The organism is Streptomyces sp. WAC00040, from assembly GCF_056835925.1.
The window spans coordinates 124,919-146,510 of record NZ_JAKQZE010000005.1; the positions used below are offsets into that span (position 1 = coordinate 124,919).

General features: G+C 66.5%; 16 protein-coding genes and 6 pseudogenes. 7 read left to right on the forward strand and 15 right to left on the reverse strand.

The annotated features are described in order from the left end of the window. Positions 1-5: 5 nt before the first annotated feature. Positions 6-566, reverse strand: a complete 561-nt coding sequence (locus MDN94_RS35515) for a hypothetical protein (RefSeq protein ID WP_482729948.1) — start codon at positions 564-566, stop codon at positions 6-8. A 211-nt stretch (positions 567-777) separates the two neighbouring features. Here MDN94_RS35515 and MDN94_RS35520 point away from each other — a divergent pair, with 211 nt between their 5' ends. Then, positions 778-1,950, forward strand: coding sequence for a helix-turn-helix domain-containing protein (locus MDN94_RS35520; protein ID WP_482729949.1), 1,173 nt, complete (start codon positions 778-780; stop codon positions 1,948-1,950). A 203-nt stretch (positions 1,951-2,153) separates the two neighbouring features. Here the strand turns inward: MDN94_RS35520 and MDN94_RS35525 are convergent. The 7 genes and pseudogenes from MDN94_RS35525 to MDN94_RS35555 form a co-directional block, all read right to left on the reverse strand. After that, positions 2,154-2,258 (reverse strand): annotated as a pseudogene (locus tag MDN94_RS35525) (hypothetical protein); the annotation flags it as partial. A 77-nt stretch (positions 2,259-2,335) separates the two neighbouring features. Further along, the gene (locus MDN94_RS35530; RefSeq protein WP_482729950.1) at positions 2,336-4,105 is read right to left on the reverse strand and encodes an acyl-CoA dehydrogenase family protein; all 1,770 of its coding nucleotides are present in this window, start codon (positions 4,103-4,105) and stop codon (positions 2,336-2,338) included. Continuing rightward, the gene (locus MDN94_RS35535; RefSeq protein WP_482729951.1) at positions 4,102-4,392 is read right to left on the reverse strand and encodes an acyl carrier protein; all 291 of its coding nucleotides are present in this window, start codon (positions 4,390-4,392) and stop codon (positions 4,102-4,104) included. The genes MDN94_RS35530 and MDN94_RS35535 overlap by 4 nt, the downstream gene beginning before the upstream one ends. A 15-nt stretch (positions 4,393-4,407) precedes the next feature. Next, entirely contained in the window at positions 4,408-6,132 is a 1,725-nt protein-coding gene (locus MDN94_RS35540) for a fatty acyl-AMP ligase (RefSeq protein ID WP_482729952.1), read from the reverse strand. An 88-nt stretch (positions 6,133-6,220) separates the two neighbouring features. Further along, the gene (locus MDN94_RS35545) at positions 6,221-6,991 is read right to left on the reverse strand and encodes a hypothetical protein (RefSeq protein ID WP_482729953.1); all 771 of its coding nucleotides are present in this window, start codon (positions 6,989-6,991) and stop codon (positions 6,221-6,223) included. Positions 6,992-7,474: 483 nt separating this feature from the next. After that, positions 7,475-7,576: pseudogene (locus MDN94_RS35550) on the reverse strand (IS5/IS1182 family transposase); the annotation flags it as partial. 41 nt (positions 7,577-7,617) lie between these two features. Then, entirely contained in the window at positions 7,618-8,586 is a 969-nt protein-coding gene (locus tag MDN94_RS35555; RefSeq protein WP_482729954.1) for a LysR substrate-binding domain-containing protein, read from the reverse strand. Between the two features lie 531 nt (positions 8,587-9,117). On the opposite strand from MDN94_RS35555, the gene MDN94_RS35560 reads away from it, so the two are divergent. After that, positions 9,118-9,240, forward strand: coding sequence for a hypothetical protein (locus tag MDN94_RS35560; protein WP_482729955.1), 123 nt, complete (start codon positions 9,118-9,120; stop codon positions 9,238-9,240). Between the two features lie 382 nt (positions 9,241-9,622). On the opposite strand, the gene MDN94_RS35565 is transcribed toward MDN94_RS35560, so the two are convergent. Beyond that, positions 9,623-11,059 (reverse strand): pyridoxal phosphate-dependent decarboxylase family protein, encoded by a 1,437-nt coding sequence (locus tag MDN94_RS35565; RefSeq protein WP_482729956.1) that lies wholly within the window; start codon positions 11,057-11,059, stop codon positions 9,623-9,625. A 114-nt stretch (positions 11,060-11,173) separates the two neighbouring features. Between MDN94_RS35565 and MDN94_RS35570 the strand changes: the two are divergent. Both MDN94_RS35570 and MDN94_RS35575 read left to right on the forward strand, forming a co-directional pair. Beyond that, positions 11,174-11,305: pseudogene (locus MDN94_RS35570) on the forward strand (AsnC family transcriptional regulator); the annotation flags it as partial. Positions 11,306-11,308: 3 nt separating this feature from the next. Further along, the gene (locus MDN94_RS35575; protein ID WP_482730223.1) at positions 11,309-11,632 is read left to right on the forward strand and encodes an Lrp/AsnC family transcriptional regulator; all 324 of its coding nucleotides are present in this window, start codon (positions 11,309-11,311) and stop codon (positions 11,630-11,632) included. A gap of 144 nt (positions 11,633-11,776) precedes the next feature. Here MDN94_RS35575 and MDN94_RS35580 read toward each other — a convergent pair. After that, positions 11,777-12,415 (reverse strand): annotated as a pseudogene (locus MDN94_RS35580) (LytR/AlgR family response regulator transcription factor); the annotation flags it as partial. 152 nt (positions 12,416-12,567) lie between these two features. Here MDN94_RS35580 and MDN94_RS35585 point away from each other — a divergent pair. The 3 genes and pseudogenes from MDN94_RS35585 to rocD all read left to right on the forward strand — a co-directional run bounded on the left by MDN94_RS35585 (position 12,568) and on the right by rocD (position 15,236). After that, positions 12,568-13,075, forward strand: a pseudogene (locus MDN94_RS35585) (Lrp/AsnC family transcriptional regulator). Positions 13,076-13,200: 125 nt separating this feature from the next. Beyond that, the gene (ddaH, locus tag MDN94_RS35590; protein ID WP_482729957.1) at positions 13,201-14,013 is read left to right on the forward strand and encodes a dimethylargininase; all 813 of its coding nucleotides are present in this window, start codon (positions 13,201-13,203) and stop codon (positions 14,011-14,013) included. Beyond that, on the forward strand, positions 14,010-15,236 hold the full coding sequence (gene rocD / locus MDN94_RS35595) for an ornithine--oxo-acid transaminase (protein WP_482729958.1): 1,227 nt from the start codon (positions 14,010-14,012) through the stop codon (positions 15,234-15,236). The genes ddaH and rocD overlap by 4 nt, the downstream gene beginning before the upstream one ends. A 571-nt stretch (positions 15,237-15,807) precedes the next feature. Here rocD and MDN94_RS35600 read toward each other — a convergent pair. From MDN94_RS35600 to iaaH, 5 genes and pseudogenes are all read right to left on the reverse strand, one after another. Continuing rightward, the gene (locus tag MDN94_RS35600) at positions 15,808-16,329 is read right to left on the reverse strand and encodes a LysR substrate-binding domain-containing protein (RefSeq protein WP_482729959.1); all 522 of its coding nucleotides are present in this window, start codon (positions 16,327-16,329) and stop codon (positions 15,808-15,810) included. A gap of 104 nt (positions 16,330-16,433) precedes the next feature. After that, positions 16,434-18,386, reverse strand: a complete 1,953-nt coding sequence (locus MDN94_RS35605) for a multicopper oxidase family protein (protein ID WP_482729960.1) — start codon at positions 18,384-18,386, stop codon at positions 16,434-16,436. 193 nt (positions 18,387-18,579) lie between these two features. Continuing rightward, positions 18,580-19,260 (reverse strand): ScbR family autoregulator-binding transcription factor, encoded by a 681-nt coding sequence (locus MDN94_RS35610; protein WP_482729961.1) that lies wholly within the window; start codon positions 19,258-19,260, stop codon positions 18,580-18,582. A 37-nt stretch (positions 19,261-19,297) separates the two neighbouring features. Beyond that, a pseudogene (locus MDN94_RS35615) lies at positions 19,298-19,746 on the reverse strand (carboxyl transferase domain-containing protein); the annotation flags it as partial. Between the two features lie 77 nt (positions 19,747-19,823). Further along, positions 19,824-21,407 carry an indoleacetamide hydrolase gene (gene iaaH, locus MDN94_RS35620; RefSeq protein WP_482729962.1) on the reverse strand — a complete coding sequence of 528 codons (1,584 nt, stop codon included), beginning with the start codon at positions 21,405-21,407 and terminating at the stop codon, positions 19,824-19,826. Positions 21,408-21,592: the final 185 nt, after the last annotated feature.

Sequence of the window (21,592 nt, forward strand, 5' to 3'; positions counted from 1 at the left end):
TTTAATCAGTGGTTACGGGAGTGAGCCGGCGTGGATGGGGCACGGTCGGCGGCTGGGGCGAGGACCCGGCGGCGCACGCAAAACCAGCCGATGATGAGGGCCGGGACGATGAAGACCGGCGTGCCAAGGGTGTAGGTCCCGACGGGGTAGTCGAAGAGCATGAGGACGAGAACCCCGAAGAAAACGAGCGTCAGGTACGACGTCAAGGAATCGCCGAACAGGCGGAACGCGGGCCGGCCCACCCAGCCCTTCCGCGACCAGCGGTAAGTCTCAGCTGACAGAGAACGATGGTCGCCCACGTATTGAGGATGGCCAGGGCGGTAGTTCGCCGAGTGCCCGCAGAATAAAGAAAGCAAAGACACCACAGAAAGGCGTAAGCGATTGCCAGAAAAAGACGGGCCAGCCGAGGCAATCCCCCCACCCGTGCCTAGAAAGAGCCCAGTGGCAATTTCGCCGCCGATACCGATCATCTGGAACTGAGGGTGAGAGAGGCTTTTAAGGTAGCCCGAGTCACCGTCGTCGGAAGCGCCCGGGCGTGTGGCGTCCACGCGTGTTGACACCGCCATGAGCAGCTCCTTTTTTCAAGCACGGGAGAGTGCGCATGCGGAACAGTGCCAGCGGCCGTGCGGGCCAGCAATGAAAAGTTGCACTGCACTGGGAATGAAAAATTGAGCAGATGCCCAACCGGGTGGCTATCGTGTTTGCGTAACGGCGCGATGACATGTTTTCCGCGGCCGTAGGAACTCCGAGCACACAGCAGCAGACGAGGAGCTAGGCGTGTCTGAGCAGGAAGAGCAGCTCTGGGACGATCTCATCGAGCGGACACGCGATCGTTTGGATGCGATGGTGGAACAGTTCCTGGCACGCACCATGGCGGACACTTCTTACGCCGACTCCGCACTTACGGCGGAGGATTTGCGGCGATCGAGCGTCGAGTCGTTCACTGCGATGTTGGACAGCCTGCGCTCGGATGGAACCACAAGCGTCCTGACGGCTATCGCACGGCTGCTGGGTGCGCGGCGCGCCCGGCAGGGAGTGCCGTTGGACAGCCTGCTCCGCGCCATCCGCCTCGATTTCAACGTGCTGTGGAATCATCTGGCGGACCCGACCTCCGGGGTGGACCCGGCGTTGCTGGTGCGCAAGGCCGGGCGGGTGTGGGCCACGGTGGACGAGTTCGCGGCGTTCGTGCAGGAGCACTACCTCGCAGAACAGGTAGTCATTGAACAGGCCAACGCCGATCTTCAGCGGCAGTATCTTTCGCAACTCTTCGGCACCACGAGACCGACCGATTCCGCCCTTGACCGCATCGCGGGGGCGCTGCGAGTCTCCCTATCGGACGATTTTTGCGTCGCCGCAGTCTCTCGGGACGACGGAGTAGCGGTGCGCAGAAGGATCCGAAGCTCCGCGCGATACAGCAAGATCTTCTTCGACTATGACCTGGGTCATCACACCCTGTTCCTCTGGCCAACGGCGGATCCTGCGCTGCGCCGGCTGCCGAAAGGAGTGAAGGACCTCTTCGCTGACGTGGCAGTCGCTGTCGCGCCGGTGGCCCGCGGGCTGGCACGGGTACGTGACGCTGCCGCAGCCGCGAGGGAGATCATGATCGATCTGCCGATGGACAGCACAGGCGTCGCCACGCTGGCCGATCGCTGGTGCTCAGTGACCCAGCATCTACTCGCCGGGGTCGGCTGTGACCTGGGGCAAATCGTCTTTCCGTACCTGGAAAGATGCACGGACCTGGAACGGCGGAAGATCCTCGAGACCATCAGCACTTATCTGGACACCGGCAGCGCAGGCGCCACTGCTCGGGTGCTGCGCATCCACCGCAACACTGTGCTGAACCGGCTGCACGCGTTCAAGAGATACACCAGCCTCGATGTACAGCGACCCCACGACGCCGCTGCCGTGATCATAGCCCTGCAATGGCAGGGAAGCCGTCCCTCACCTTGACTGTCGGGGATCTTGGGGTGGTCGAGGTCAGCTCCCGAGGGTTCGCCAGGACTTCGAGCGGGGGATCTGATGCTGGTCCAGGAAGGTCTGGAAGGCGGTCGGCGGGCGAGGGAGGGAGTTTCCTCGGCTGCTGTTCGACCGCTGAGTCGTTCGATGGTCACGGCGATGGCCGCAAGTACGTGTTGCAGGTTGGCTTTCGGCTGTCCTCGGTAGCGGCAGTGGCGCATGCCGTGTCCGTGGGCGGACTCGTTGATGGTGCCCTCCGCCGCGGAGCGGACCGCGTAGCAGGCCTTCACCACCGTGATCACGCCTGCGGGCGGAACCCAAACCGGGAAGATGCCCTCCAACCGAACCGCCGACCCCGGAGGGCAGGCCGGGGAGCACGTCAGGGCCTGGCGAGTTCCGCCAGGGAAAACGGCGTGTCCTCGCGGAGGCTGCGCAGCACGCGGTCTTCGAGGGCCGCAACGCAGGTGTCGGGAAACTGCCGGTCCGGACGGAGTCGTTGGATGAGCCGTTGGAGGCAGAGGGCGAGCCAGTGCGCATCGGTGAATTCCCCGCCGAGTTCGTTGCGGTTGAACAGCCAGGTGAGAAGGCACGATGCCGCAGCGTGGAACACGCAGTGCTCGTTGGCTGCGGCCAGGGCGCCTGTGGAGTTGCTGTCCCAGGTGCCGTCCTTGGCGATGCCGGCATAGCAGCGCTCCCGCATTGAGTCAATCTCCGCCACGAGTTGGCTCACATCGCGATGGGCCGATGGACATTCCGGATCGGCTGCCAGGTCCGCCATGTGCCGCTTGATCTGTTCCCAACTGTGAGTGATCTCGTCCCGGCCCTCGTTGGTCAGCTGCAGGCTGGGCCCGTCGGGCTGCCATTCAGGTGCGTCTTCGGTGCGGGAGAACAGGGCGGCCAGCAAATCGTTCCCGTCCGAGTTGCCGGTGCGGTCGCCGTGGTCTGCCAGGACGAACGGGAGTTGGTGAGCCACGGCGTGGAGGTTGACGTGTGTGGTGCCCTCGAAGATGCTGGCGATGGCGTGGTCGCGCCGGAGTTTCTGGAAGATGCCGTCAGCGACTCCTTCCGCCAGATAACTCTGGGCACCGAGCACACCGGCCATGCTGGAGAGCACCTCCTCGGCGATGACCGGGGTGAAGTACTTCGCGATCGAGGACCACAGGCTCAGACGTCCTGGGGCGACCGCAGGGGTTCGTGCAACTGGCAAGGCGAGGCATTCGCTGATGAGTACGTCGATGTGGGCTTTGAGCAACTGGTCCCTGATAGCCGGCAAGGAGTAGATGGGTCCGCCGTACAGGTGTCGCTGGTGAGCGTAGCGCAGGGCGATGCGTACGGCGGCATCCATGGTGCCCAGGGAGAGGGCAGCGACAGCGGTGCGGGTGATCTGCAGCAGCTTCAGGGTCTGTACGAGTCCCGCCCCGTGACGTCCGACGACGGCGGAGGCGGGCAGGCGGCAGTTGTCGAAGGTTATGCCGCTCAGGTCGTGGCCGCGCAACCCCACGGTCTTGACGAACGGCAGGTTGGACCAGTTGCCGGGGCCCAACTGCTCCTTGTCGACCAGAAGAAGGGAGAATTTGCTCGCGCGTCCCGTGCGAGCGAATGTCGTAACAAAGCGTGCCCGGGTGGCGTTGCCGGCCGGCCACTTGGCTCCGGTGAGCACCAGGTGGTCGCCCTCGGGCCGGACGGCCATCTCATTGGCGCCGATGTCGCTGCCGTGATCGGCCTCCGACGTGGCGAACGACGCGAGGCCGCCGCCGAGGATCTCCTTGGCAAGCTCCTCCTTCTGCTGCCTGCTGCCCCACAGCCACACCGGCAGTGCGCCGAGGAGGGTGGAGCCGTACATCACAGCGAGGGTCAGGTTGCGCCGGGCGAGGGCGCGAGTGGCGAGGAAGAGCTCTTCGAAGGTGCGCAGGCTGCCACCGAGTTCGGTGGGGACGAGATGTTTGGGCAGGCCCCACTGCCGCAGGGCTTCGACCGCTCCGGGCGGCACTTCGCCTCGCTCCTCGCTCTCGACGATGTCCCGATACGAGAACGGTGTGCCGGGTCGGAGCGGATCTCCCAGGAACCGGTCCAGGTCGGCAGCCGTGGTCTCTGCTGCCGTGAGCGGCATCGCGGCCGGCGCGTCCAGGGGATTGCCGGGGGCCGTCACGACCCACCCCCGGCTTGCGGTGCCGTCCCGGCAGGGACCCGGCCGAGCAGTTCTTCGAGGTGGCCGGCCAGAGCGTTGATCGTGGTGTACACGCGCATGGCTGTCGCGTCGATGTCGACGTTCAGCCGGTCCTCGATGTCGCTGATGACGCTCAGGGAGTACAGCGAGTCCATGCCGTACTCCGCGAGTCGGACGTCGGGATGGATTGCCTCGGGCGGCCGCTCCAGATAGAAGGCCACCCGTTCGACCAGCCAGTCGGTCAGATCGAAGTCCTGCAGTGTATTCATGTTGCCAGTCATTTCTTATCTCCATGCCGGGCGCTGCAGCGCCTGTGCGGTAGTGGCCAGGTCCTCGTGGAACGTCTCGAGTTCGGCATCGAGGAACAGTTGGCGCACGAGCGAACGGCGGATCTTTCCGCTGGTGGTCTTCCGTACGGCGCCGGGTTTCGCCAGCACGACGCTTGGCGGCTGGATTCCGAACTCCTCCACGAGTGCGCTTCGGATCTTTCGGGTGAATTCCTGGGCGGCATCGGCAAAATGCAGTGCCGTCGGCCTCATCTCCTGGACGACGACGATGTTCTCGCAGGTGTCGGACAGCCGGAAGACCGCCGATGCCCCGCTGAAATTGTTTGCGTCGACGTTCCGCGCCGCCATTTCCAGGTCCTGTGGGTACAGGTTCCGGCCGCGTACGACGATCATGTCCTTGAGGCGTCCGGTCACGTACAGCTCCCCGTCCCGCAGTGCGCCCAGATCACCCGTGCGCAGAAAGCCGGTGTCGCCTGTGCTCGTCGTGGCACCAAAAGTTTCCGCGGTGAGGTCGTCGCGCCGCCAGTAGCCTTGCGAGACCGAACTGCCCCGTACCCAGATCTCCCCGATCTGGCCTTCACCCAGCGGACGCGCTGTGGCCGGGTCCGCGATGACGACCTGGCAGCCTTCCCCGCGGCCGCTGCTGACCAAGGAGCGAGACTGGGCGCTCTTTTCGGCTTCGCGGAGCTGTCCGTGCGCGAGGGCATCGGTGTCGGCCTCGAGCGTCACCGGCGTGCGGTGTCCGGTTCCCGTGACCAGGACAGTCGCTTCGGCCAGGCCGTAGCAGGGCGCGAACGCCGATGCCCGGAATCCCGAGGGGGCGAAAAGTTCGGCGAAAGCCGCAAGTGTTTTTTCACGGACGGGTTCGGCGCCGTTGAACGCGACCTTCCAACGGGAGAGGTCCAGGCCGGCGACCTGTTCCTCCTTGACCCTCTGGACACACAGGTCATAGGCAAAGTTCGGCCCGCCCGCGTAATTCGCGCCGAACTCGTCGATGAGCTCAAGCCATCGGTGTGGACGCCTCAGGAACTCGCTGGGCGGCAGCAGCAGCAGTCGGCCCCCCAGATAGGCGGTCATGAGCAACTGTGAGATAAGGCCCATGTCATGGACCGGCGGCAGCCATCCGACCTGCCGGAAGCCGTCCTCGATGCCGACGCAGCGGCTTATCGATGCCAGATTGTCCAGGAGATTCCCGTGGGAGACCTTCACACCCTTGGGGTCGCTGGTCGAGCCCGAGGTGTACTGCAGGAATGCCAGGACGTTTCTGGACAGGTGTGGCCGGCGCCAGTCCCCGGGATCGCCGGGCATGTCGTCCACTGCGCCGCAGGGGGCCTGGCAGCCTCGTTCCGACAACCACTCGGTCACGAACGGAACGTTTCCGCCGTCGCTGAGGACTGCGGACACCTCGGCGTCGTGCAGGATGCCGGCTGTTCGGTCGATCGCCGTCGTGAAGCGGTCCGGCAGCGGGGCGGGTACTGCTACCGCCCCCGCGTACAGGCACCCCATGAAGGCCTTGAGGAAGCCCAGCCCCGCAGGAAAGAGCAGCAGAACCCGGTCACCGGCCACCACCTTGTGGTCGGTCAGCCAGACGGCGATCCGGCGAGCTTCCAGGTCGAGTTCGCGACAGCCCAGAGAATCGTCGACGATGCCGCTCCTCGTGTTGCCCATGAAGGAGTACGCATCGCGGTCGGGGCCGGCCGACTGCTGCTGGACGACCTCCACGATGTCCGACGGTGGTATTCGGTGAAACACCTCGTCTCCTTTACGAGTTCGTGGACGTACCGCTGATGTGACTGATGAACTCATGGCGTCAGGACTGGCCCACGGAATGTAGGAAGCGTGTCATCCGCCGCAACCAGGAGAGCGGCACTATCCGCCACAGTGGAGCACCTGCCGACAGCGGGATCCTTGCGCGGATCACAGCGCCGTAGTCGAGCGACCGCTCATGCGGGAAGTAGTCGGGCTTGCAGGCCTCGATCCGCTTGAACCCCTTCTCGTAGTAGTAGAACAGCTGCGGATCGAGCGGCAGGTGGTTCTTGCGTTTCGCGTGGACGTAGGCTTCCACCGGCTCATCAGGATTCCGGATCTTCCAGGCACGCAGACCCGGCAGCGGAGACCCCAGGTAGATCTCACGGCGGCCGTCCTTCAGGGCAATCGGCCAGAAGAACCCGAGAATGGCATCCACGGCTTCCTGCTCGGTACTGGTCAGACTGATCCCGAACAGGCTCCGGGTCCGTTCCGGAGTGGGAAGATCGACGTTCGCGCAGTCAGCCCACGTGTCCGCAGCGCGCACCTGCCCGATCGTGATCGGTTTCGCGAACATTGAAGCAAGTGCCTCGCCTGTGTCTCTCGCGAAAGCTCCGAAGCACAAATCCGGATACGCCTCGATCCGACGCGCCATGTCCTCACGCCGGGCCGCCTGGTCGTCGGTCCATTTCTTGTGCTCCAAAATCATGAGGGGCTCTATATCGTCCAGTCGCAACAGGCGCACCTCGATAGCGGTGGGCACTGGCTCGTGCTTCACACGTTCTGCGGGTGAGGTCACAGGGATAACCCTGTTCTTTTCACGGGACGAGGTCACGCTTCAATCCCTCCGAAGATGATCGCGAGCTTCCTTACCGAACGAACGTAGATCAGCCGCTCACCGAGTTGGTCGGATCTGTCGCACCTACTGTGTCAACGGACGCACGGGTCTTCCAGTGAACCCTTTCGATCGATATTCATCGAGAAAACGAACTGATCATGGCCGTTCATTTGAAGTTCACCCGCTTCTCCCGGCAAATTTGGGTATTCGTCCTGCGAGTCGGATGCACGCGGGAGCACGCAAACGGGAAGGCAGCTTTGGAGCCCGTGCGCCAGGTGACGGACACCGCCCGCTGGCGGCCTGCGAAAACGTGCTTGCGAAGCTGATCGGCCGGGTGCCGTAGCGGCCTGGGCCCGAGTCAGCCACAAGACGCCGTTTCAGTTGGTGAGTCGGCGGTGGCAGATGAGGGCTGGGGCTATACCGACGAAGGCAGGAAGTGTTCCGGCTCCTGCTCGTAGCGGCGGTGCAGGCGTCGACTGGGGCAACTCGCGGGCCTTGCGGAAGGCACTTTCGCACGTGGTTGTAGTCGTAACCCTTGTCCACGTGAAGCTTGTCAGGGCGCCGACGGCGAGGCCCGCGGCGTGAGCGGGGTTGCACTGACGCCTGAGCGCCGCTCGTCGGAATCAGTCATCAGCAGCGTCAGGGTCTTCAGGCCAGGGAAAGGACGAGGCAGTGCCTTCTTGCTGACGGCCGAAGTGGATGCCCGACGCTGTTGCGAGAGCTTGCCGGCCGGCCAGAATGGCGGGGTGCCGGCCGCTGCCGCGGCGTACGGCGGTGACCAGCGTGCGCTCCTGGTGAGGGAAGGGAACGGGCTGCAGGTCGACAGTCGGGCGACGGCCCAGCCATACGAGGTCCGGGAGCAGTGCGGCAGCATGCCCCTGTTCCGCGAGCCGGAGGTGGAGAAGAAGGTCGGCGGACTCATAGCGCACGTCGGGTTCGAATCCGGCGTCACGGCACACGGCCATCGCCCAGGTGCGGGCGGCCGTTCCCTCAGGCTCCATGACCCATGGGTGATCAGCCAGCATGCGCAGCACCTCCTGTGGCTCAGCCCCGTCCGCGATGCCCGGGTGGACCACGTGCAGGAAGTCGCGGCCGAGGACCTGCTGCTCGAGTTCGGCGTGGCGCGGGCTGGGGTCACCCGGGTATTCCACATCTATGACCAGGTCGACATCGTGGGCCAGCAGAGCCGACAGTGCGCCCTCGCGCTCCAACTGGGTGAGCTGGACGCGCAGGCGAGGATGGGCGTCACGCAGCAGCGTCAGTGCCGTCGGGACGAGAGCCAGCGCCGCGGTTTGAAAGGACGCGATCCGCAGGGTGCCGGAGAGTTCGCTCAGCGAACTGATGATGTCGGCTTCGGCTTGTTCCAGCCTCTCCAGTACGGCTTCTGTGTGAGCGACCAGAATCTCGGCCTGAGGAGTCAGACGCACGCGTCTGCCCACGGGCTCGAGAAGCGGGACACCAACCTCCGACTCCAGCAGCGAGAGCTGTTGGGAGATCGAGGAAGGGCTGTATGACAACGCGTGTGCGACCGCAGCGAGGGTGCCGCGGTGCTTGAGCTCCCTCAGAAGACGGAGGCGGTGAAGATCGAACATGGACCCGGCCAAGGGGAATCGTCGCTTTCTCTGACGAGTGTCACTCGGAAACATTCACTGGAGCAATGGCAGGAGAGTCGGCACAGTGTCGGTGGGAGCTGTCTGGCGGTCAGACAGGTTGCCACGCTCGCGCCTTCTGGACCACAGCGCCTCCCCGTGCGGTTCGGAAGGCGCGGGACCTTCGACGGAGTCGAGCATCCAGCGGACCGTACGGCCGACAAGAGCGGCCGCTTCGCGGACCCACGGACAAGGCCGGCACCGAGAGCGAGGCCCGGGCGGTAACTCGGCCTACGGGAAACACCGGCCCGACCGGGCGGCGAACGGCAACCGCAATCACTGAGCCCGCGTCATGCGCCACATACCTACATAGTTCGTGGAGACGTCGTCGAGAGTACCCGTTACTGCCCGTTGTGTTGCCGACCTCGAACACGACGATGGCGGCCATGGGCCCGCCAGGTCGCCGCTGAGGACAGGACGGATCATCACGGCTGTCGGTCGCGGAGTTGGAGTGCGGTCGCGCCGTGGCGGTTGATGGAGCACACCGACGTCGCCGTGATCGGCGGCGGCCGGTCCAAACTCGCGACTGCCCAGGCCTGGCGCACCGGCTCCAGCCTGGGGTTCTGGTCGGGACCCGGCCGGGCGGCCAGCTGGTGACCGGGGTACTGGCTCGTCCTGGGGGGCCGGACGCGGGGGCGGCACGCAATTCAACCGCACTCAAGGTCCGGCGGCCGGTGCGCCGACGGCTCCGGGACCGGGGTGCGGTGCCTCCAGCGACGGATGACGCCCTCCAGGCCCAGCTCGGCCATCAGCCGCTCGACGGTGCAGCGGCCACCTCGTGGCCCTTGCGCCGAAGCGCGGGGCTCCGGCGAGCGCCAAACGTGCCGCCCGACTGCGCATGGAGCTGGAGCGATACGCCCGCCCGGGCGTGGATGCGGTCGCCCGGCACGTTGCCGCCCAAAACCCCGCCGTTCGTCGACACCACTGAGCAGGCGGAGTATGCGGTGTCGGCGTCCAGGGGCTGCTGACCGTCGGCGTGTCAGTCGGCCGGTACAAGCTGAAGACTGCGGGCGATTTCCCCCAGACGGTCCACGATCAGGTCGATATCGGCGCGGGTGGTGCGGTAGTTGGTGACGCAGGCACGGATGCCCTGCTGCTTGCCCAGTTGCGCTGGGCCGAGCAGTGCGGTGCCTTCTTTTATGAGGGTGGCGAGTACGGCGGTGTGGTCGGCTTCGGTGGCGTCCTTGATCTGGAAGCAGACCGCGGTGAGTGGCACGGGTGCCATGAGTTCCAGACCGGGCTCTGCCTGGATGCGGTCGGCCATGTAGTGGGCGAGGTCGAGGGTGCGGTCGATGGCGGATCGGAAGGCTTCGATGCCGAAGGTTTGCAGTGCGCTCCAGACCTTGAGCGCCTTGAAGCTGCGAGACAGTTGGGGGCCGTAATCCATGTAGTCGACCATCAGCGGGTCCTCCTCAACTGTGAGGTATGAGGAGGAGAACGCATAGGCGTTCGCGAGTTTGGTCCGGTCGCGTACCAGTAGGCAGCCCGCTTCCAGGGGGGCGAAGAGCAGCTTGTGGGGGTCCAGGGCGAGGGAGTCAGCTCTGACGCAGGCATCGAAGGCTTCGCGTGTTTGGTTGGACAGGACGAACAGCGCGCCGTAGGCGCCGTCGACGTGCAGCCAAAGGTCCTCACGTTGGCACACATCGGCTATCGGGGCGATTGGATCGATGGATCCGGTGGTGACGGTCCCTGCGGTGGCCACGACGCAGAACGGTTCCAGTCCGGCCTTGCGGTCGGCTCGGATGGCTTCTTCCAGGGCGTCGACGCGCATGCGGTATTGGTCGTCGGTGGGGATGTGGCGGACGTTGTCCAGTCCGATGCCGAGAATGGCGGCGGCCTTGTCCACGCATCGATGCGCCTCGGTGGAGGTGTACACCATGAGCTGGCGGTCGGTCGTCTGAAGGCCGCGCTGGCGGAAGTCAGGGCGACGGGCGTGCAGGGCCGTGGTCAGGGCGTTGAGGGTGGCAATCGAACCGCCTCCGGTCAGGATCCCGCCAGCCTGTTCGCCGTAGCCGAATAGCCCGGCCAGCCACGTGATGACGGCGCGCTCGATCACGCTGGCGGCTGGTGAGAGTTGCCAGAAGTTGCAGTTCTGGTTGATGGCGGCAGCTATCGCCTCGGCGTAGGGCGCGATGCCGTTAGGCGGGCCGAACACATATGCGAGGAAGCGTGGATGGGCGACTGTCGTCGAGTTCGGCAGGATCTTTTCGTTGATCTCGCGGAACAGCCCCTCGACCCCGATGCCCTTGTCCGGGAACGGAATCGGCAGCAGACTCGCGAGAACCTCACGATCCACCTCGGGGACGAGAGGGCGTTCGGGGATGGAGCGCTCGTAGTCGTCGAGAAACGCGGTCAGCAGTCGGCCGGCCAGCTCACGGGCGTCTTCATCCAGACTCAGCGTCGGTTCGTCGAGCATCGCAACCTTCTACACATTCGGTGGTCAACAAGGATGTGCGCACATTAGCCATGTTGCTGACGCATGCGATGCCAAAATTGCCTGCCTGAAGGGGGTCGCATAGCATTGCGTGCCATGGATAGGACAGATAGAGCAATAATTGCGCAGCTAATGGAGGACGGGCGGCTGGCCAACACGGAGCTCGCGGACCGCGTAGGCCTGTCGCCGTCCCCGTGTCTGCGCCGCGTCCGGCAGCTTGAGAGCAGTGGCGTGATCACCGGCTACCACGCTGCTGTGGCATCGGCCGCCATCGGCCGCGGCTTCCACGTGCTGCTGCATGTCGAGATGGCGGTTCAGGACCGAGCCACGATCGAGGCGTTCGAGGCGGAGGTGCGACTGCTCGACGATGTGGTGCACTGCCGACGCATGTTTGGCCAGCCCGACTACGTGCTGTGGATCGCGGTGGCAGACCTCGACGCCTACGAGCGCTTGTACATGGCTAAGCTCACCGACCTTCCCGGTGTGGCGCGAACCAATTCACAGTTCACCATGAAAACGATCAAGAGCACTCCGGGCTTCCCCGCAGCTCCATAGAGCTGCACACTTGCCGCACCACCGATCAGGCGGGAGCCGCTGCGGCCTGGCCCTCGAGAGCATGCGGGCCGGGCACTGTTGCTGTGGCGGCCGTGAGAGTGCCGGACGCGGAGGGCGACAACAAGCGGGACCGGCTGGCCGCGGCTACAGTGCCGACACCGCATGCGAAAAAGCTGAAACTCGCAGATGGCGGTCAGGTTCCTGTGTCGGTGGTGAGGCCGAGTGGGCTACCTGGAGCTCCTCGGCGCCGACCAGCAAGCTCACGGGACGGCGTCCAGTCGGTGCGCCTACGTGGCGCAGGGCGACGAGGCGGCGGCGGTGGACGTGCACGAAGCCGCGGGAGCGCCTGCGCTCATCCCGGGGCGGACGGGGGTATGCGTACGAGGTTGCTGCCCTTGGGGGCGTGCTGGCGGGCGTAGTCGCCGCAGGCCTCGAGGTGCGTGATGTCGTCGACGGCGACGAAGCGGGTCACTCCCCCCATTCGGCGGGTATGTGGTCCGGGGTCGAGCCTCGGGTACGGGGACCGGGGCGCGGCTTCGCTGCGCTCGGCGGCCCGGCGGACGGCCTCCGCGAGCCGTTCCTCGCGCCGGTTGAGCACGTAGTCGACGGCCTTGAGGTCGAAGGCCTGCACGGCGAAGTCCCAGTGGGTGGTGACGAAGACGACGAGAGGCGATTTGGCGAAGCCGGACAGCAGCCGGGCCAGGTCCAGCCAGTCGAGGCCGGCATGTGGATGTCGAGGAAGACGACGTCGATCGCCTCCGGCCCGCCCGCACCCGATTCCAGCGGGTCAGGTAGAGCACTTCCTCGAGCGAAGGCATTAGTCGTCGACGGCGAGGTCGCGCAGAGGAGCAACCCGCACCACCTCTGGACATGTGCCGGTGCGGACGTCTCCGGTGGACGGGACGTGCACGTTCGTCGCTGATTACAGTGCCGACATGAACAGCAGGCCAACGCCGTTCGACGAACTCGGATCATCACCGCCCTGATGGCGAACGCCCGAACCAGCTTCGCCGAGATCGGGGCGGCGATCGGCCTGTCCTCGACGGCGGTCAAGCGGCGCGTGGACCGGCTCCGCGAGACGAAGCTGATCACCGGATTCACAGCCACGGTCCAGCCGTCGGCGCTCGGCTGGCGGACGGAGGCGTACGTCGAGGTCTACTGCGAGGGCGCGGCCCCGCCGCGGCGTCTCGCGGAGGTGGAGCGCAACCATCCGGAGATCACGGCGGCAATGACGGTGACGGGGGGCGCGGACGCGCTGCTGCATCTGCGAGCGCGGGACGTGGAGCACTTCGAGGAGGTGCTGGAGCGGATCCGGGCGGAGCCGTTCATCCGAAGACGATCAGCGTGATGGTGCTGTCCCACCTCATCCCAGAGAGCCCCGAGGCGGGTGCCGTCCATGCCGCGCCGGAGGACGCTCCGCTCGACGCACCAGACATGCGCTGAGTGGCCTGAGAGCGCAGCATTCCTGCGCAAACGCGCAGCTCATTTTCCTCGTCGGGCGTCCCGGTCGCCTTCTACGTTGGTGCCAACCCACAAGTCGACACCCCAGAAGGCGGAGGAACCCCTCTGTGCCCGACAGCCGTGTGCCGCGCCGGCGGCGCTTCCTGGTCTGCGAACCCAGACACTTCTCCGTGCAGTACGCGATCAACCCCTGGATGCATCCCGACGCCCATGTCGACGTCGATCTGGCCCAGGAGCAGTGGCAAACGCTGATCCGCGCCTACCGCGCCCACGGTCACACCGTCGACGCCGTGGAGCCGGTCGCCGGCCTCCCGGACATGGTCTTCGCCGCCAACTCGGCGGTCGTCGTCGGCGGCCGCGTCTTCGGCTCCCTCTTCCATGCGCCCGAGCGCCGCCCCGAGTCCACGCACTACGAGACGTGGTTCAAGGAGGCCGGCTTCGACGTGTACCGGCCCAAGGCCGTGTGCGAGGGCGAGGGCGACCTGGTCTGGACGGGCCGGTACGTCCTGGCGGGCACCGGATTCCGGACCACGCGTGAGGCCCACCGTGAGGTGCAGGATTTCTTCGGCCATCCGGTGATCAGCCTGACCCTGGTGGACCCGTACTTCTACCACCTCGACACCGCCCTGTTCGTCCTGGACGACGACAACATCGCGTACTACCCGGAGGCCTTCTCGCCTGGCAGCCGTGAGGTGCTCAAGCGCCTTTATCCGGACGCGGTGCCCGCCACCCGTGGGGACGCGACAGCGCTCGGCCTCAACTCCGTGTCCGACGGCCGCCACGTCTTCATCGCGCCGCAGGCGGAGGCACTCGCCGCCCGTCTCGACGACCATGGCTACGTCCCTGTCCCCGTCGACCTATCCGAGTTCCGGAAGGCAGGCGGCGGCATCAAGTGCTGCACTCAGGAGATCCGTTCATGACCGCTCCCGTCACCAGGCGTTCCTCCGCTGAACTGATCCGCGCCGAGGAACCGGTCCTGGCGCACAACTACCACCCGCTGCCGGTGGTCGTTGCCCGCGCCGAGGGCACCTGGGTGGAGGACGTCGAGGGCCGCCGCTACCTCGACATGCTGGCAGGCTACTCGGCCCTGAACTTCGGCCACCGCCACCCGGCCCTGATCGAGACGGCCCACCAGCAGCTCGACCGGCTGACGCTCACCTCGCGCGCCTTCCACAACGACCGGCTCGCCGAGTTCGCCGAGCGGCTGTCCAGGTTGACGGGCCTGGACATGGTGCTGCCGATGAACACCGGCGCCGAGGCGGTCGAGAGCGGCATCAAGGTGGCCCGCAAATGGGCGTACGAGATCAAGGTCGTCCCGACCGACCGGGCGACCGTCGTGGTCGCGGCGGAGAACTTCCACGGTCGTACGACGACGATCGTCAGCTTCTCCACGGACGAGACGGCCCGGACCGGCTTCGGCCCCTTCACTCCGGGCTTCCGGATCGTCCCGTACAACGACCTGGCCGCGCTGGAGGCGGCGGTCGACGAGACAACGGCGGCCGTGCTGCTCGAGCCCATCCAGGGCGAAGCGGGCGTCATCATTCCGGACGAGGGCTATCTGACCGGCGTACGAGAGCTGACGCGCCGCAAGGGGTGCCTGTTCATCGCGGACGAGATCCAGTCGGGGCTCGGCCGCACCGGGCGCACCCTCGCCGTCGAGCACGAGTCGGTCGTCCCCGACCTGCTACTGCTAGGCAAGGCGCTGGGCGGCGGCATCGTCCCCGTGTCCGCAGTGGTCGGCAGCCGGGATGTGCTCGGGGTGCTGCGGCCGGGTGGGCACGGGTCGACGTTCGGCGGCAACCCTCTCGCCGCCGCGGTTGGCACGGCCGTGGTCGATTTGCTGGAAGCCGGTGAATTCCAGCTTCACGCGGCCGAGTTGGGCGTGCTTCTGCGCGGCGGGCTCGCGGACCTCGTGGGTAAGGGCGTCGTCGGCTTCCGGGCGCGCGGGCTGTGGGCGGGCGTCGACATCGACCCCGCCGTGGGAACAGGCCGCGGCGTGAGCGCTCGCCTCATGCGGGAGGGCGTCCTCGTCAAGGACACCCACGGCTCGACGATCCGGCTGGCACCGCCGCTCACGATCACCAGCGAGGAGCTGGAGGGGGCGCTGGGAGCGCTCGAGAAGGTCCTGGCTCAGGGGGTCTGATCCTTCGAGGCGGGCAGTGATACGCGACTCTCCACGAAGCGGGAGGCTTGGCATTGACCCGACCCCTCGATGCGCACGGTGTCGTCCCGATCCGCAACGACTCCTGGGAGCACTTCGCCGAGAAGCCCGAGACTACGTCCGCCTTCGCGGACGCTGCTTCGACAAGCAGCTGCGCTGGCTTGTGCTGGGCGCACGCCGCATCTGCTGGCCTGGCCACCGCTGACCGCTGACCGCCTGAGGAATCGCAACAACCGTGATCGGTGGGATGCGCCTGAGCAAGGACTTGAGCAGTTGTCCCCTGCCTCAGTAGCGCCCAACTGTCTGACCGCGAAACGCCGATCATCGCAGCTTCGTTCCAGCGACGTCCGGATCCCGCTGCCTGCCGGCGCGTGAGGGAGGACTCCATCCCGCTCCGCCCGGCTCGCCACACCCGAAGGGGTCGCCGATGCGGTCCCCTTCCTCGCCTGCCCCGAGTCGTCATACGTCATCGGCGCCGCACTTCGTGGACGGTGGCTACACGGCGTTCTGAATACGCCTGTCCCCACTACGCCGGAACGTTCCCTGGGATGCCCTAGGAATCGCTCGTCTTGGCCCGCAGCCATGCCATCAGCCCGCGGACGCGTCCGTCCGGCTCGGGTGATCGGCGGCTGAGGAGGTGGTAGCCGGTGCCGTCGGGAACGAAACCGAAGGGTGCGACGAGTTGTCCCCGCTCCAGGCCGTCGCGGACGACGGCATACGGGGCGATCGCGACCCCGACGCCGGCCGCGGCGGCCTGGAGGGTCAGGTAGAAGTGCTCCAGGACCTGCTGTGCGGCGGGCTCTGCCTTCATGCCGGTGATGCGCCGCCAGTCGTCCAACGACTGCGGTCGTGTGTCGGTGTGCAGAAGGACTACCTGCGACACACCGGCGCCGGTCAGGCGGGCCGCGAGATCCGGCTGGCAGACAGGTCCGATCCGCTGTGCGAACAGGCGGGTCTGGCTCGTCGCCTGTTTGGGGAACGGGAAGTCGTCTCGGCGGATCGCGAGGTCGATGTCGTCCCGCTCGAAGAAGACGGGGCCGCCGCCTGCGGACAGGTGGACGGCGACGTCCGGCACGCTCACGACGCTGCGCCGCGCCCGAACGGGGCCCGCGTCGGCCGGGCCCGCCCTCGTTCCGCGCCGCCCCAGTGTGCGACCCAGGTCGGACTGAAACTACGACGTCACCCCTGGTGGTGCCCCGGGTGTCCGCCACCCATGGCGCCGTTCATCTCCATGATCATATGGTGAACCTTGTGGATGGAGGCGGGCATGATGACGAACGGGCGCATCATGCCTTCGTCTTCGTGGTCGAAGATGTGGCAGTGGTACACCACCTTGCCCGTCTGCTTGGCGAGCCGTCCGGCCACAGTGACCAGCGTGTTGGCGTGGACGGTGACGGTGTCCTTCCAGCCGGATTCCTCAGGCGCGACCGGGACCGCGGCCCCAAGGGTGATGGGCTTCTTGGTGTAGCCCTGCGCGAAGTCCAAACCGGAGCCGTTTATGGCGCGCCGGTCGATGACCTGCAGGTCCATGAGGTGGACGTGCATGGGGTGGTAGATCGGCACTCCTGCCGGGGCGGCGCTGATGAAGTGCCAGCGTTCCCAGGTGCTGGCCGTGGCGAAGAAGGTGGTGGTGTCTTCAAACAGGACGCCGGTTCGGCGCAGCGTTCTCGTTCCGCCCGGCATCTCGATCTGGACGATCCCCTCACGCGTCCCCACATCAGGGTCGACTTCCTCCATCTCCCACATCTGAGGCATACCGGTCTTGTCGAAGCCGAGGACGACGAAGCGTTCGGTGGCGTTGTCCGGAACATCACCGGCGGTGATCTTGCGGAAGGAGGGCGACAGAGTAGCGGGCAGCGAGTACGCGGCGCGGCGCCGCGTCTCCACACGGAACTGCATGACTTCCGGGAAGGGTATGGCGAAGTCGGGCAAGGGTTCGCCCGGAGTCTGACCAGGGATCGTGTTGACGAGCTTCAACCGCTTTCCGGAGAGAGCTGCGAAGTCGATGACGATGTCGGCGCGTTCCGCCGGGGAGAGCGACAGCGCCTCGTCGATGGTCTGCGGCTTGCCGAGCAGGCCCAGATCCGTTCCGACAAGCTTCATGGCGCCCTTGACGATCTTACCGGTCTCCTCGTCGACGACGGCGAGACGGTAGGCACGGGCCCCGGAGACGTTCACCACGCGCAGTCGGTACGCGCGTGCCTCTACATCGAGGTAGGGCCACACCACTCCGTTGACCATGGTGAAGGGGTTGAAGCTCGCCAGCGCCGGAGGAATGGTGTCCGGTTGGGGCGCTCCCTCGCCGGGGATGATGCGCTTGGCCAGGATCTGTCCGGTGAGTCGCCCGCTCTCGTCCGTCTCGAAGTTGACGTCCTGGATCATGAGGGGGACCTCGTACTCCCCTCGAGGAAGACCCAGCCGGGCCTCTTCCTCGTCGCGGACCAGGTAGTTGCCGATCAGTCCGGCAGCCACGTTCAGAGCCGTCACTGCCATGGCGTGATCGTGGTAGAAGAGGTGCGCTGCTGCCTGGTCGTTGGCGAGTTCACCCAACTGGGAGTTGCCGGGAGTCACTCCGTACTCCGCTGCGCCGTCGTTGAGGGCGTTCTGGTGGCCGCCGTGTACGTGGACCGATGTCCAGGCGGTCAGGCTGTCGATCTCGGGTCTGGGGATGCCGCCCTCGGACCCGGGGCGGTTGTACGGGAGAAGGCCAGGTCCGGGTCCCTCGGGGTGCACCCACACCGCCTTGACGGGAGTAGTGCCGCTCAGCTTGTTGTTCCAGGAGACGCGTGCCTTGTGCTTGCTGCGCACTTCGATGGTCGGGCCGGGGAAGTGGCCGTCATAGGTCCACAGTCGGGTCGCCGGCATCTGCGAGTGCAGGCGCTGGAACGTGTCGACCAGGTCGATGTCCAGGATTTCGTTGGAGCGGGGACGCAGCGTCGGAGGGATACGCAGCCGGTCCTTGAAGGGGGTCAGGCGCGTGTGGGTCGGCTTGCTGACCCCGTCCAGGGTCTCGGCGGCCACCTTCTGTGCCGTCGCGCTGCTGCTGTTGACGAGCGCGGCGCCGCCGACGGCGATGGCGGCTGTGGTGAAGCCCGCTATGCCGAGGACTGATCGCCGGGAGTGTTCTGCCATGAAATACGTGTCCTGGTTCTGTGATGTGTTGGGCTGGGCTTGGCTGGGCGAGCCCGGCACGATCCTGTTGGCCTGCGGGCATGGACGGTTGTTGCTAGATGGCGGCGCTGCCTGAACCAGGTGCGCCGACTGTGGCCGGTGTAGGGCGAGGTGGGGCGGCGTGATTCCGCGCGACCGCGGGGCGTGCGCGGCGTCAGGGCCGCCCTGAGCGCGCCTTGGGGAGGCCGGCGTCGCCGTTCGCGGCCCTGGTGTGGTGTGCGGGTGTCGCGCTGCCCTGCGCCCGGGGATGTCCCAGGCAGGACGGCATGGTCAGCCGTGGCAGCAGCAGCTGCCAGAACTGGGTGAGTGTGCCGTGTGAGAGCCATTGTGGGTGCTGTGCTCCCAGCATCTTGAAGCCCACAGTCGCCGCGACGACGGCGACCACCACGTTCTGCGGCGCCACCGTTTCGGCCAGCTCCCCCGCATCCTCGGCGCGGTTGAGCGTTGCCTCGACCCACTGGCTCCACTGGATACGCACGTCCCGTTCGCCTGCGTAGAGCTGTTCGGCGCCGAGGGCGAATCCGGCTCGCAGGACGGCGTCGTCGAGGAGCGTGCGCGCCAGGGCGTGCGTGGCGTCCACCAGGGACTGCAGGGCCGTGGTCTGCTGCTCGCCGTGCAGCGTGATACCGGCCAGCCGGTGCGCGGCGGCCTCCTCGACGGCTTGGGCAAGTGCGGCTTTGCTGGCGAAGTGGAAGTGCAGCGCCCCATTGCTCACACCGGCGCGGCTGCTGATCGCGGTGAGTGACGCCGTACCGAAGCCCTCACGGTCGAAGACCACGCCGGCCGACTTGATCAGCGCCTCGCGCGTACGCAACGCACGTTCCTGTTTGACCATCAAGGTGCTCCGTTACTGCGGGGGACCGTGCTATTGCGGGGTTGCCGTGCTTGCGGGACGGCAGGTCGACGTCCTTGGTGCGCAGCATTGCCAGGGAGCGGATGAGGATCTCGCGGGGGCGGCGGGGTCGATGACGTCGTCCACCACGCCGCGCTCGACCGCGTAATAGGGGTGCATCAGCTCGGCCTTGTACTCCTTGACCATGCGGGTGCGCATGGCATCGGGGTCTGCGGCCTCCGCGATCTGTCGGCGGAAAACGACGTCGGCCGCACCCTCGGCGCCCATCACCGCGATCTCGTTGGTCGGCCAGGCGCAGGCGAGGTCGGCGCCGATGGACTGGCTGTCAATGACGATGTAGGCACCTCCGTGCGCCTTCCGAAGGATCAGCTAGATCCGCGACACGGTGGCGTTGCAAGTCGCGTACAGCAGCTTGGCGCCGTGCCGAATGAGCCCGCCGTGCTCCTAGTCGACTCCGGGAAGGAAGCCGACCCCGAGGGTCAGTAGACTCGCCCGGTGGACAGCACCGCGCAGTGAAGGAGCCGTCCACCGGACAGTTCGGGTGGTCAGATCCGCGGTGCGGGAACCCTGCCCAGGACTTCCTCCATCGCCATACCGATCGCGAGCAGCCTCCGATCGCTGCCGACTGGTCCTTCCAGGCTGAGCCCGACCGGTAGTCCAGCGCTCGACATGCCGCCCGGGAAAACCAGTCCGGGCATGCCGACGCAGCTGCCCGGCACCGTGTTGCGGACGCTCGTGGTGAATGTGTCGACCGGCGGACCGTCGTCGAAGGACATGGTGCCCGACCCGTTGACCGCGTCGATCGGCGCGGGCAGGACCGGGGCGGTGGGGAAGAGCAGAGCGTCGACCCCCCGTTCAAGGAAGTAGCTTCCCATCATCTGCTGGATCTGCGGCCTGTAGACGTTCATGGCGTCGGGGTAGGCTCCCGCGCTGACGTCGTCGATCACGCTCTGGAAGAGATTGCGGACATCCGGACTCGCGACCTCCGCCGCGATGTCTCGCATCGTCAGCTCTAGGCCGTTCTCCTGCAGGTAGCGGGGCATGTCGATGTTCGGCTCGTGCAGGGCGACGGGGAAGATGATCCGGTTCGCGAGGTCGAGGAGATCGGGCATGTCTACCTCGATCAGCTCGACACCGGCCTCGGACAGCCGCCGCTTCGCAGCCCGGCCCACATCGCCCACGGCCGTCTGCAAGCCGTTCCACAGCACGGGCGGCACGCCGATCCGGAGGCCGTCCAGACGCGCCGGCTGTACGCTCTGTACATCGGTGACGACGGCGTCCAGCAGGGCGACGTCGGCCACGGTCCGGCCCATGGGGCCGACAGTGTCCAGCGTGTGGCTCAACGGCAGTAGGCCGTGGTCGCTGTAACGGCGCTCGGGCCCTCCGTTGCCGACCGAGGGACGCAGACCGACGATGCCGTTGAAGGCCGCGGGCAGACGGACTGAGCCACCCGTGTCAGTCCCAAGACCTGCAGGGACGATACGCGCGGCGATGGCGGCTGCAGTTCCGCCTGATGAACCACCGGGTATCCGGTCGAGGCCATAGGGGTTCTTGGCGAAGCCAGCGAAGGGACTGAAGTTGGTGCTGGTGATTCCCAGCGCGAGCTCGTGCAGATTGGCCTTGCCCAGGACGATCGCCCCCGCGGTGAGTAGCCGCTGCAGGACCAGGGCGTCGTCGCCGGGACAGAAGCCACCCAGCGCCGGCGTGCCACCCGTGGTAAGCAGGTCACGGGTGTTGATGTTGTCCTTGACCAGCAGGGGAAGGCCCGCCAGAGGGCCGAGTTGCCGACCGGCACGACGCGCGGCGTCGATCTCCTCAGCGGCGGCCAGCGCGCCCTCGCGGTTCAAGGTGATGATCAGGTGGAGGTCTTCCAGCGCCTCCGCCCGGGCCAACAGCGTCCTGACGTAGGCGACGGCGCTCAGCCTTCCCGCCGCGATGGCCGCGACCGCCTCCGTGGCGGTGAGGGCGAGTTGCTCCTCGCGATCCATATAACCGGACCGGTCGGCTGACGCGACCTGCGCCTGAGCCGGGCTCGAACTTGCGAAGCCCAAAGAGGCAGCGACAGTTAAGGCGGCTCCCGCGCCCAAGACGCGCCGTCGTGAGAAGGCCGGATGAGAGGAAGAGGGCATCGTGGTATTCCGTTCTGGTTCAGGGCCAATGAGGTGCGTTGAGGGTGCCCTGTCGGGGTGGCCCAGCAGGAGGATCTGTAACCGATATGCGGACGGTGTTAGGAGAAGTAGCGTCTTGGTCAGATGCTCGGTCCGGTGCACGACGAGGTAGCAATCACACCACCCTCCAGGTTCCGCAGGCGATG